Source organism: Microbacterium oxydans, from assembly GCF_000956525.1.
Classification (GTDB): domain Bacteria; phylum Actinomycetota; class Actinomycetes; order Actinomycetales; family Microbacteriaceae; genus Microbacterium; species Microbacterium oxydans_A.
Map to the genome: position 1 here is coordinate 1122319 of NZ_JYIW01000026.1, position 11792 is coordinate 1134110.

Consider the following 11792-nt stretch of genomic DNA (forward strand, 5'->3'; position numbering starts at 1 on the left):
GGCGACCGGCGCCGTCACACCACGAGGGCGAGCGCTACGCCGTCCCAGCCCTTGACCCCGACGGTCTGCAGCGCGGTGGCATCGAAGCGGGGGTCCTCCCCCAGCATCCGCAGTCCGTCGCGCGTGCCGTTGACCTTCGGGTCCGTCGAGTCGTGGCGCACGATCTCGCCCTCCCTGCCGATGTTGTCGAGCACGATCACGGTGCCGGGGTGGCCGAGCTTCGCGGCCCAGTCGAGGTAGATCGTGTTGGATTCCTTGTCGGCGTCGATGAAGACCAGATCGAATCCGCCGTCCAGCGTCGGCAGCACGTCTGCGCCCCGACCGACACGGATCTCGACTCGGTCGCCCACACCGGCGGCGTCGATGCTCGACCGCGCCACTGCGGCGTTCTCCGCCTCGGCCTCGACGGTCACGACACGCCCCTCTGGACCCACCGCCCTGGCGAGCCAGATCGTCGAATAGCCGCCGAGCGTGCCGATCTCGAGCACTCTGCGCGCACCGCTGATCCGCACCAGCAGGTTCAACAGCTTGCCGCCGACCGGCGCGACCTCGATCTCGGGGAGACCGGCCGCACGCTGCGCCTCGAGCGCGTGCTCGAGTGCTGGATCGTGACCGACGAGCGTGTCGGCGAGGTAGGCGTCGGCATTCGACCATGCTGCTGGCGTTGATTCCATGGGCTCAGCCAACCGCGGGCGCCGGTGACCGTCAAGTGGTCAGCGGTCAGGAACGCGGCGCCGAGAGCAGCCGTCCCCGTGCGCCGGCGAGCTCGGGCTGCTGCCGGAACTGGCCGGTCAGCGTGAGCACCACGATGACCACGGCGATCACGATCCACGCCGCCACCCCCAGCGGCCCCGCGAGCGCGAGGTCGGGCTGGGTCGCCGCGAAGATCAGGATCATGCCGCCTGCGGCGTTCAGCGAGCCGTGGGCGATCACGGCGGGCCACACGGATGCGGAGCGCAGCCGCAGCCAGCCAAGCAGCACACCCCACGCGACGCAGCCACCGATCATGAACAGCACGCCGGTGATGTCGGTGCGCCCGAAGTTGTAGCCGAGGAGGATGACCGGGCTGTGCCAGAAGCCCCAGATCGCTCCGCTCAGCAGGAGCGACGGCCAGGTGCCGAGCGGCCGCAGAGCCGGCAGCAGCCAGCCGCGCCAACCGAGCTCCTCGCCGAACGCCGGGATCGCGTTGATGAGCGCTCCGACCGGGATCATCGCGAGCTGCGCAGCGACGAGCACGCCGATCGGGGGCAGCGGAACGCCCTCGGGGAGCAGCGCCTCGAGCTGCGCCGAGAATCCGGAGAAGGCCAGGTCGAGCTGCACGAACCCGAGTACTGCGGCAACCAGGATGCTGAGGGCGACGAGCACGGGCGGTGCCAACCAGGCGAGCACCAGCAGCCAGATGACGCGCTTCGCCGGACGCAGCGGCCACAACCCGAGGAACCGGACACGCTCGCCCTTCGCCGGGACACGCAGCACGAACGTGACCACGAGCGCGGCGAGCGCAGGCGTGAACATCATGATGGGGAGGAGCACGGCGGTGACCGGCTCGGCGAGGCCGTCGCCGAGCCACAGCGGCAGACTCACGAGCCAGGCGAGGCCGCACGCGAGCACCGTGTAGGCGATGACAGCGGTCCAGGGGACCCGGCGGGTGCTGTCGACGAGGGAATCGGTCATGTGTCAGCCTTTCTTCTCGGCGGCGGTCGCGAGCACCGCGGCCCCCGTCTCTGCGTCATCGACCGTCACGACGAAGCGGCGTCCGTTCGTCCGGGTCACTTCGATGGCGGAGCCACCGCGGAGCACGACGCCGCGTCGTCCGTCCGTGGCGATTCGATATCCCCACCCGCCGAACTCGGCGAAGGGGTCGACATGCACGGCCCTGACGTGCGCGATGTCGGCGGCTCGGATCTCGATCCGCGGCCAGCCGACGGCGGATCGCACCAGGAGGCCCGAGGCACTCGCACGGACGCGGAACGTGAGAGTGGTCGCGGTCACGAGCACCAGGAACACGGCGACGGCCAGAGTGAACCACCCTGCTCCCACATCTCGAGCGAGCAGCACCACGGCTGTCGCGATGCTCAAGAACACCGCGACGCCCAGGACGATCAGTCCGGAGCGGGCGATCGAGACCGTCCTGATCCACACGGCGCGCTCCTCCGCGGCGAGCGGCATCGGTGCCGCCTCGGCAGCAGATTCATCGCCGGCGACGACGACGGCGGGTTGCAGCGCCCACGCCGCCACCCCCAGTCCGACCATCGCCACGAGTCCGACGAAGACCCAGAAACCGATGTCAGGGGTATCGGCAGCATTCGCGAGACCCCGCTGCGCGCCGACAGCGGCGAGCGCGACGGTCGACAGCAGCGCTGCGATTCCCATGTTGCTCGCGCCGAGGAATCGCGCAGTCGCCGACCACTGCGGACGACTGGGGAGCCGGTCTCCTCCGGCGTCCGGCATCCGGTGCGCGAACAGGGCGATGAGTGTGAACAGCGTCACCATCCCGCCACCGAAGCCGATCAGGACGGCCAGATTCGTCCAGCGGGGACCGAAGCCGTCGACCCCGTCCGTCCCCCAGTGGATCGCCGACGGGTCGGGGATCTCGGGCATCCAGGCCGCGATCACGAGCGAGGACAGGATGATCATCGCGAAGGGCACGATCACCCCCACCCACCAGAAGGCGCGTCGGGCACGGCGGACATCGGCGTTCATACTGCGGTCTCCTTGATCAGAGCGGCGAGGGTGGCAGGAGAGAGCCCGAGTGCGGCGGCGCGGCCGACGAGCGCGGAGATGTCCTGCGACAGTTCCGCCAGTGGCGCGGCGGAGGCGGAGATCACGGCGCCCCGCCCACGGCGCAGGTCGATCAGACGCTCGTCGCGGAGCTGCTGGTACGCCCTGAGCACCGTATGGAGATTGATCTCCAGCGCCTCGGCGAGCTCACGGGCGGACGGCAGACGATCGCCGGGCGACACTCGGCCCGCGACGATGTCGGCGCGCACGGATGCCGCGACCTGCTCGTAGAGCGGGGCGCCACTGCTCAGGTCGACCTTGATCAGCATCCGTCCTCCTGTAGTTGGCTTAATTCTAGTGAAAATAGAACAATTGTCGCAACCCTCCACCCGACTACGCCGGAGCAGCCGGTTCGGTCACACTGACCCCATGCGCATCACTCCCCGCCGACTCGCGGTCGGTATGAGCCTGTGGGCCCCGAACCTGTTCAGCGGCATCCGCATCCGCCGCTTCAGCGAGGACTGGACGCACGCAACGGTCGAGCTGCACGTGAACCCCATCACACGCAACTACGTCAAGACGGCGTTCGGCGGTTCGATGTCGGCGATGACCGACCCGTACTTCTTCATGCTGGTGATGCATCAGCTCGGCCGCGACTACGTGGTGTGGGACACTCGCGGTGAGATCGAGTTCCTGAAGCCGGGGCGAGGCGTGCTCACGGCCGAGTTCCATGTGTCGGCGGAGCAGGCTGCAGCGCTCCGCGAACGGGCTGCCGGCGGCGCCAAGGTGCTCGAGTGGTTCGAGACCGTGATCACCGACCGCACGGGCGACGTCGTCGCGACGGTGCGTCGCGAGGTGTACATCCGCGAGAAGAAGCGGGTCACCGCCGCTCAGGGCTGAACCGGAGACCCAGCGTCGACGACCTCGCGATCAGCGTCGGGGCGAGCCGCACGGTGCCGTGCTCGGTGGATGCCCCCGACACCAGCCCGAGGACGAGCTCGAGGGCTGTGCGCCCGCTCTCCTCGAACGGCTGCCGCACGGTCGTGAGGTCGAGCGCCGCTGCGACCTCGCCGTCGTCGTAGCCGACGACCGCGAGCGGGGCGGTGTCATCGTCGTCGCGCAGCGCGGACAGGACCGCGACCGCGAACTGGTCATGGTTGGCCACGATCGCGGTGGCGCCCGCGACTCGGGCGGCAGCGATCACGCGGCCATCGACCGACACGGGATCGGCGACCGCCCGGTCGATCACCTCCACGGACTCCATCAGTCCCTCGATGCGGAGCATCCCGGCCGACACGTATGCCGGCGACCGCTGCGGCTCGTGCACGAAGAGCACGCGCCGATGCCCCAGTCCGGCGAGGTGACGACCGATCTGCGCGCCGCCATCGCGGTCATCGACGAGGACGACCGGCCCGCCGACGTCGGACCGCGTCGGCACCACATCGACGTAGACGACCGGGATGCGGGCCGCCCTGCTCGCCCGCCGTGCGGCTCCACCCAGCGGCACCCCCATCACCACGAGTCCGGTGGCATCCGTGCGGGTGGGCAGCACATCGAGCAGCGGCTCGTCGGCAGCGGCGGCGGAGTCGAGGTCGTACGGGATGATGTCCACCGCCGCGTCCCTGGCTCGACGGAGCATCCCGGACAGGCGACGCAGGTACGAGGGGTACGTGGTGAACGGTGCGGCGACCGCGATGCGAGCCGCTCCGACACGTCGCCCCTGCGCCATCCGATACCCGAGCGCGGTGGCCGCCGCGACGATGCGCTCGCGGGTCTCCGGGCGCACTCGATGGGGCGCGCTGACCGCCAGGGACACGGTGGAGATGCTCACGCCCGCGCGCTCCGCGACGTCGTAGATGGTGACCCGTCCAGGGCGTGCGCGCATGAATCGACTTCCTTCTTCATCGAAGTTCTTCGATTGCCCAGACTAGGGCGCAACCCGCGAGGGCGGAACCCGACCTGCGGAGATCATCGAAGGAGATGCCCGATGCCGACACCACGGTCCCGATTCCGGCGCCCGACGCTCGACAGCTCGGTCGCCGCGTGGGAGGAGCGCGTCGCTCCGCTGCTCGCGGCGGAGCCGGCAGACCCGGCCGGACGACGCAGCATCGCGGCGCAGAACGACGACGCCGTGAGCGCCGCGCTCGGGATCGCACCGCTGCCCACCGCCTCTGAAGAACACATCGTCGCGGTGGACGGGCACGCCGATGTTCGGGCCCGCGTGTACTGGCCCGGCGAGGAGCGGACGCCGCCAGGGGCAGGGCTGCCCGCGCTGGTGTACTTCTACGGCGGCGGATTCACGATCGCCGGGATCGACTGGGTCTCCTGGGACGCACGGCTTCGCGCGAGAGCACGGGATGCCGGGATCGTGATCGTCGCGGCCGACTACGCCCACGCACCCGAGGAGCGGTTCCCCACCCAGCCGGAGCAGTGCTGGTCGGCGTTCGAGTGGACGCACGCCAACGCAGAGCGACTGGGTGCGTCGCCGGATCGGATCGCCGTGGGTGGAGCGTCATCCGGAGGCGACCTCGCCGCTGCCGTGACCCTCATGAATCGCGATCGCTCCCGGCATCCGATCGCCCTGCAGCTGCTGGAGAACCCCGCACTCGACCTGACGATGGGGCACGCCGACATGACCGGCATCGACGCGCGCATGCCCGGGGTCATCGTGCGCGCGTCTGGCCGCACCCTGGTGCGGCAGTACCTCGGCGACGACGCCGCGACGGCACGTCGACCGTATGCCTCACCGCTGCTGGCGGCATCGCACGAGGGGCTCCCTCCGGCCCTGATCATCACCTCCGAACTCGATCCGCTGCGCGGTGACGGCGAGGCGTACGCGCGGGCGCTCTCCGCCGCAGGCGTGCCGGTGACGGCGATGCGCTTCATCGGACAGACACATGGATCGCTGGGTTCGACCGGGTTCGTGCCGGCGGCGGACACCGCGCATCGCCTCATCGTCTCCGAGCTGCGCACGCTTCACGAGGGAGGTGGGGCATGAGCGATCAGGAGCAGGGCGGGCCGGCGCTGAGTCCGGAGATCCAGGAATGGATCCGGCGCATCCGTGAGCACTCCGCGACGCTTCCCGAACTCGAATCCGCCGACCTGCATGCGCGCCGCAGGGCGCAGCGGGAACTGAGCGACCTCCTGGCCGTCGAGTTCACCGAACCGATTCCAGCCGGCGTCGAGATCGACGCCCTCGAGACAGCGGGTGGCTCTGGGCCGCTGCGCGCCCGCCGGTACCGCGCATCGTCGGCGAGCGGCACGCTGCCGACGATGCTCTGGATGCACGGTGGCGGCTGGGCCGGCGGCACGATCGACGAGCTGCTCAACGACCGCCTGTGCGCGGATCGGGCGCTGCGCTCCGGGGTGCAGATCATCGCGCTCGAGTACCGCTTGACCCCGGAGCATCCGTTCCCCGCCCCCGTCGACGACGCCGTCGCGGCGTTGGCTGACCTGCGCGCGCGGGCGGACGAGCTCGCGATCGACCCGGGCCGGCTGGGCATCGGCGGCAACTCAGCCGGAGCGACGATCGCGGCGACGACGGCACTGCGCCAGCGGGACGCGGGAGCACCGCTGCACCATCAGGCGCTCGAGGTGCTGCCCGCGGCGCTGCGGCTCTTCGGCGAGTCGATGCGCCGCTCCCTCGGCGCCGCGGAGCTGGAGAGCGCCGAGCGCCTCGCCGACGCCTATCGAGCCGGGGCACCTCTCGCCCAGGCCTCTCCGCTGGATGCGCAGGATCACCGAGGACTCGCCCCCGCACTGATCCTCGCCGCCGAGTTCGACCCCCTCAGAGACGGCGCGACCGCCTATGCCGACGCGCTGCGGGATGCCGGCGTCCCCGTCGTGCTGCGCATCGGCGCCGGCCACGATCACGCCTCCCCCGGTCTCACCGGCCGCTGGAAGGGAGCACGGGAGTGGCGTGATGTGTTCGTCGATGAGCTCGCCGAGGCGTACCGCCTGACCTCCCGCCCACCCGCCGATCCGGTGACGACCACCGACGCGCACGCATGACCTGCTCCCACCACCCGACCGAGACCCGGAGACGATGATGTCCACCCACGCAGTCGATCCTGTGTTCCCCACCGACCCTGCTCCCCCGCTCACCGCCGACGCGATCCCCGGACAACGCCAGACCCGGTGGTTCTGGGTCGCCTTCGTGCTCGCCTGGCTCGGATCCGGCATCGCGCAGGGCGTCGCCGGCGTCGCGATCCCCCAGCTCCTCAAGGAATGGGACCCCGACCAGGCGACCGGCAACCTCAGCATCATCCTCACCCTCGGCGGCGCCGCGATCCTCGTCACGACGCCCGTGTTCGGCCGACTCAGCGATCGCTCGATGTCGAAGCTCGGCATCCGCCGGCCCTGGATCCTCTCCGGCTCGCTGATCGCACTGCTCGGCTACGGAGTCCAGGCGACCGCCCCCTCGCTCCTCCTGCTCGGCGTCGGGACGATCCTGGTCCTCGTCGGCTGGGGTGCCGTGTCGATGACCGTCCACACGCTGTTCGCCGATCAGATCCGCCGCAGCATCCGCGCCATCATGTCAGCCGTCACGGGTGCCGCCACCGCGGTCGGTATCCTCGGCGGCGTCTCGCTCGCGGGCATCGTCGCCCCGACCGGCCAGCTCGGCATGTTCCTCATCCCGGGCGGTCTCTCGGTCATGCTGGCGATCATGCTCTTCTTCACCCTGAAGGACATCCGTCGCCTCGAGCCCGCCGAGCCGATGGACTGGAGCGGCGTCCTCGCCACGTTCTGGCTGAGTCCGCGCCGCTACCCCGACTTCGCCTGGGCCTGGGTGTGCCGCTTCTTCATGACCGCCTCGATCGTCTCGGTCACGAGCTACCTCTACCTGACGATCTCGGGCCGCTTCGGCATCGACGACCCGGCTGAGATCGCCTCGGTGCAGACGCAGGCGACGGCCGCCTTCACGCTGATGAACCTGGTGATGGCGTTCATCTTCGGCGTGATCTCCGATCGGACGGGGCGCCGCAAGCCGAGCGTCATCATCGGCGCCCTCGCGAGTGCCGGCGGGCTGGTGCTGGCGATCTCCTTCGGCGACATCGCGTTCTTCCTCATCGGGATCGCGATCGTCGGCGCCGGTCAGGGCGCCTACATCGCCGCAGACGTCGCCCTGATGACGGAGTGCCTGCCGTCTGTCGAAGACGCCGGCAAGGATCTCGGCATCGTCGCGCTCGCCTACCTGCTGCCGGGCATCCTCGTCCCCGTTTTCGGATTCTTCGCGACGCGCATAGGCTCGCCGACAGGCGAGAACTTCGCGGCCCTCTACATCGGTGCCGTCGTGATGGCCGTGATCGCCGCGTTCGCGGTCACCAGAGTGAAGGGCGTGCGATGACCGATGCTCCCCGTCTCAGCGGCGCAGCCCGCCGCGAGTACCGGCGACTCTCCCGAGCCGCAGACATGCCAGCGCCGACCCATCCGGACGTCGATCGAGTCGCCGACATCCCGGTGTCGGCTGACGACGGCACCCTGCTCCTCACCGACCATTGGCACGCAGCGGGATCCGGCGGGCACACCGTGCTGATCCGCACCCCCTACGGCCGCGACGGCATCGGCGGAGTGGCGCGGTTCCTCGCCGAGCGGGGGCACCACGTGGTGGTGCAGAGCTGCCGGGGCACGTTCGGATCGGGCGGATCATTCGACCCGCTGCACGACGAGGTCGCTGACGGACAGGCGACGATGCGATGGCTTCGAGCGCAGCCGTGGGCCACCGGTCGCGTGCACTCCTGGGGCGGCAGCTACTTCGGCGTGACGCAGTGGGCGTACTGCGACGGTGACGAGCGTCCTGACGCCATGGGCATCGCGATCTCCGCCCGACGCTTCGACGACGCGATCCTCTACCCCGGCGGCGGATTCTCGATCGACACCCCGCTCACCTGGGCCTACGCGCTCGACATCCAGGAACGGACGCTGCCGTCGAAGATGTGGGCGCTGCTGCGCGCCCGTCGAGGTTTCCGCCGCGGGGCGCTGGCGGTCCCTCCGGCCGACGCCGTGCGCGTGGCACGTGGGAGCGATCCGCAGTTCTTCCGCGACTGGGTGCAGCACAGCGATCACGGCGACCCGTGGTGGGAGCCGATGCACTTCGCGCAGGACGTCGACACCATCCCGCCCGTCACCCTGGTCGCCGGCTGGCAGGACCTGTTCCTGGTCGGTCAACTCGTGGACTACGCCGCGCTCCGCGACGCGGGGCGCCCGGTGCGACTCATCGTCGGCGACTGGGTCCACGGCGCCCCGGAGATCACCGAGATCGGCGTGCGCGAGGTACTGGGCTCCTTCGCCGGCACCGCGCCGACCGACGGCGTGCGCCTCGACGTGACCGGAGGAGGAGGGTGGCGGGAGATCGCGAGCTGGCCGCCCCCGCACGAGGCGATGACCATGGAGCTCACCGGCGACGGACGACTCGCGCGGGGCGGCGCCGAGAGCCCGACTGTCGAGCTCACGTATCGGTACGACCCGGCGGATCCGACGCCGGATGCCGGTGGCCGGACGCTCAACCCGTTCTCCGCCGGGCGTCGCCGGCAGCACGTTCGCGAACACCGGGACGACGTGCTCGTCTTCACCGGCGACCCGCTCACGGAGGACCTCCTCGTCATCGGCACGCCGGAGATCGCCCTGTCGTTCACATCATCGAATCCCCGCGCCGACCTGTTCGTGCGTCTCTGCGAGGTGGATGCCCGAGGCGTCTCACGGACGCTCACCGATGGATACCGACGACTCTCACCCCTCACGGATGCCGACGACGCGGACACCGACGACGTCGGCCGGGTTCGACTCCGACTGGCCCCGCTCGCGCACCGCTTCGCGGCCGGTGCGCGTCTGCGCGTGCAGGTGTCGTCGGGCGCGCATCCCCTGCATCTGCGCAACCCCGGGACGGACGATCCCGTGCGCGACCACTCGCGGCTGATCCCCAGCGATCAGATCGTGCGCGTCGGAGGACGCACACCCGCCACGCTCACCCTGCCGGCCCAGGTGACCGTCACGGCGAGCGCTGGAGCGGCGTCACCCGTCGTTCACCGTCGCATGCCACGATGACGGGATGCCGCTGGCCCGCCGACTGACCCTGCGCGACGCGATCGCGATCGGCCTCGGCTCGATGATCGGAGCCGGGGTGTTCTCGGTCTGGGCACCGGCGATCGGTGCAGCGGGCAGCGGCGTGCTCGTCGCCCTCGGCATCGCCGCGATCGTCGCGTACTGCAACGCCACGGCGTCGGCGCAGCTCGCGGCAGCGCATCCCGTCGCCGGCGGCACCTACGCCTACGCCCGCGCCGAGATCGGTCCGTGGTGGGGGTTCGTCGCGGGATGGTGCTTCGTGATCGGCAAGATCGCGAGCTGTGCAGCCATGGCCATGACGTTCGCAGCCTATGCGGCGCCCGCCGGTTGGGAGACCCCGGTCGCCGTCGGGGCGGTCGCCGCGCTGGCTGCCGTGAACTGCTTCGGCGTCACCCGTACGGCGCTGCTCACCCGCATCCTCGTCGTGTGCTCGCTCCTCGGTCTCGCACTGGTCGTCGCGGTCGGGCTGCCTGCCGCCGGCGGCGGGGCGTCTGCTCCACTCCCCGATGCGACCGCCCACGGCGTGCTCCAGGGCGCGGGTCTGCTCTTCTTCGCATTCGCCGGCTACGCGCGCATCGCGACGATGGGCGAAGAGGTCGTCGACCCCGCCCGCACGATCCCCCGCGCGATCGTGTTCGCGCTCGGCGGCGCGGTCGTGGTCTACACGGTGGTCGGCATCACCGTGGTGCTCGTGCTCGGAGCGGATGCAGCGACCAGCACGGCTCCCCTCGCCGACATCGTCACCGCAGCCGGGTGGGAAGCACTGACGCCAGCGGTCCGTGTCGCGGCTGCCGCCGCCTCGCTCGGCGCACTGCTGGCGCTGCTCACCGGGATCGGCCGCACGACCCTCGCGATGGCCCGCGAACGCGATGTGCCGTCGTTCTTCGCCAGGATCGACGAGCGGTGGCAGGTGCCGCGGCGCGCGGAGGTCGCGATCGCGCTGATCGTGATCGCGATCGTGCTGGTTGCCGACCTGCGCGACGCGATCGGCTTCTCCTCGTTCGGGGTGCTGCTCTACTACCTGATCGCGAACGCCGCGGCCTTCCGGCAGTACGATGCTGCACGTCGGTACCCGCGCGCCCTGCAGGTGGTCGGCGCGCTCGGCTGTCTGCTGCTCGTGAACACCCTGCCGATCCTCGCATCCGTCGTCGGCACCGTGGTGGTGCTGCTCGGTGTGGGGTACCGCATGGTGCGTCTGCGCGTGCAGAGCGACTGACTCACCCGTCGACGTCAGCGCGATACGTGCGCGGCGCGATACCGAGCACCGCCCGGAAATCCCGAGACAGATGCGCATGATCCGCGTAGCCGAGTTCCGCCGCGATCGTGGACAGGTCGGTGCCAGGATCGTCGCGGAGCAGCTGCGCGGCATCCTGCAGACGACGGCGTCGGATCATCGCGGCCGGCGACACCCCGACGTAGCGGTGCGCCATGCGCTCCAGCGTGCGGACGGACACCGCCAGCCTCGTCGCCGCCTCTCCCGGAGTCAGCGCGCCGCCGTCGCCGCCGAGCGCCCCGACCATCGCATTCGCCAGCCGGGCGGCGCCGGTCGGCTCGCCGACCCGGTCGACGAGCCACCGCGAGAACACCGAGACGGCGCGCTCGCGGCGCCCCTCACCCGTGGTCATCGCGCTCATGACGTCGGCGTGCAGCGCCGGTTCGTCGAGCATGCGCAGGTCGTCGATCAGTGACGCCGGTTCTTCGATCAGCACGGCGACCGCCGCCGGGCGGAGCAAAGCGCCGACGGCCCATCCGCTCCCGCGAAGATCACGATGCGAGGCGCGGGTGGTCGCGCCGGACAGCGTCACACCGTCTTCCTCGACTACGAGATTGAGCGCCGGGTACCCGACGATCTCCTGCCGTGAGGAGCGTCCTGGTTCGATGTCCCATTCGGGGATCCAGAACCAGGCGACGAGTTCGGCGACCCGGCCTTCGGCGGGAAGTCGATGGAACTGCGGCAGCCGCGCCGGATACAACACGCCGCCCGTCGAGTTCACCATGCGCTCAGCGTA

At 70.6% G+C, this 11792-nt stretch carries 12 protein-coding genes; 6 read left to right on the plus strand and 6 right to left on the minus strand.

Annotated features, from left to right (window positions below; translation table 11 throughout):
* Positions 1 to 14: 14 nt before the first annotated feature.
* Genes RS83_RS18005 through RS83_RS18020 form a run of 4 tightly spaced genes read right to left on the minus strand, consistent with a single transcriptional unit; the run spans position 15 to position 3050 of the window.
* Positions 15 to 674 (minus strand): O-methyltransferase, encoded by a 660-nt coding sequence (locus RS83_RS18005; RefSeq protein ID WP_045280789.1) that lies wholly within the window; start codon positions 672 to 674, stop codon positions 15 to 17.
* A gap of 46 nt (positions 675 to 720) precedes the next feature.
* The gene (locus tag RS83_RS18010; protein ID WP_045280790.1) at positions 721 to 1674 is read right to left on the minus strand and encodes a CPBP family intramembrane glutamic endopeptidase; all 954 of its coding nucleotides are present in this window, start codon (positions 1672 to 1674) and stop codon (positions 721 to 723) included.
* Positions 1675 to 1677: 3 nt separating this feature from the next.
* Complete coding sequence (locus RS83_RS18015) at positions 1678 to 2703, minus strand: DUF1648 domain-containing protein (protein ID WP_052679173.1); 1026 nt, start codon at positions 2701 to 2703, stop codon at positions 1678 to 1680.
* Complete coding sequence (locus tag RS83_RS18020; RefSeq protein WP_045280791.1) at positions 2700 to 3050, minus strand: GntR family transcriptional regulator; 351 nt, start codon at positions 3048 to 3050, stop codon at positions 2700 to 2702. The genes RS83_RS18015 and RS83_RS18020 overlap by 4 nt, the downstream gene beginning before the upstream one ends.
* A gap of 100 nt (positions 3051 to 3150) precedes the next feature.
* On the opposite strand from RS83_RS18020, the gene RS83_RS18025 reads away from it, so the two are divergent.
* Entirely contained in the window at positions 3151 to 3621 is a 471-nt protein-coding gene (locus RS83_RS18025) for a DUF4442 domain-containing protein (protein WP_045280792.1), read from the plus strand.
* Here the strand turns inward: RS83_RS18025 and RS83_RS18030 are convergent.
* Positions 3602 to 4606 (minus strand): LacI family DNA-binding transcriptional regulator, encoded by a 1005-nt coding sequence (locus tag RS83_RS18030; RefSeq protein WP_045280793.1) that lies wholly within the window; start codon positions 4604 to 4606, stop codon positions 3602 to 3604. The genes RS83_RS18025 and RS83_RS18030 overlap by 20 nt on opposite strands.
* A gap of 102 nt (positions 4607 to 4708) precedes the next feature.
* Between RS83_RS18030 and RS83_RS18035 the strand changes: the two genes are divergently transcribed.
* The 5 genes from RS83_RS18035 to RS83_RS18055 are packed head-to-tail and all read left to right on the plus strand — an operon-like array spanning position 4709 to position 10999.
* Positions 4709 to 5719, plus strand: a complete 1011-nt coding sequence (locus RS83_RS18035; protein ID WP_082071721.1) for an alpha/beta hydrolase — start codon at positions 4709 to 4711, stop codon at positions 5717 to 5719.
* Positions 5716 to 6732, plus strand: a complete 1017-nt coding sequence (locus tag RS83_RS18040) for an alpha/beta hydrolase fold domain-containing protein (protein ID WP_052679174.1) — start codon at positions 5716 to 5718, stop codon at positions 6730 to 6732. The genes RS83_RS18035 and RS83_RS18040 overlap by 4 nt, the downstream gene beginning before the upstream one ends.
* Before the next feature lie 37 nt (positions 6733 to 6769).
* Complete coding sequence (locus RS83_RS18045; protein WP_052679194.1) at positions 6770 to 8068, plus strand: MFS transporter; 1299 nt, start codon at positions 6770 to 6772, stop codon at positions 8066 to 8068.
* The gene (locus RS83_RS18050; protein WP_052679175.1) at positions 8065 to 9765 is read left to right on the plus strand and encodes a CocE/NonD family hydrolase; all 1701 of its coding nucleotides are present in this window, start codon (positions 8065 to 8067) and stop codon (positions 9763 to 9765) included. Before RS83_RS18045 ends, RS83_RS18050 begins: the two co-directional genes overlap by 4 nt.
* Positions 9766 to 9769: 4 nt before the next feature.
* Positions 9770 to 10999, plus strand: a complete 1230-nt coding sequence (locus RS83_RS18055; RefSeq protein WP_045280794.1) for an APC family permease — start codon at positions 9770 to 9772, stop codon at positions 10997 to 10999.
* 1 nt (position 11000) lies between these two features.
* Here RS83_RS18055 and RS83_RS18060 read toward each other — a convergent pair whose 3' ends face one another.
* Positions 11001 to 11780, minus strand: coding sequence for an AraC family transcriptional regulator (locus RS83_RS18060; protein WP_045280971.1), 780 nt, complete (start codon positions 11778 to 11780; stop codon positions 11001 to 11003).
* Between the last annotated feature and the right edge of the window lie 12 nt (positions 11781 to 11792).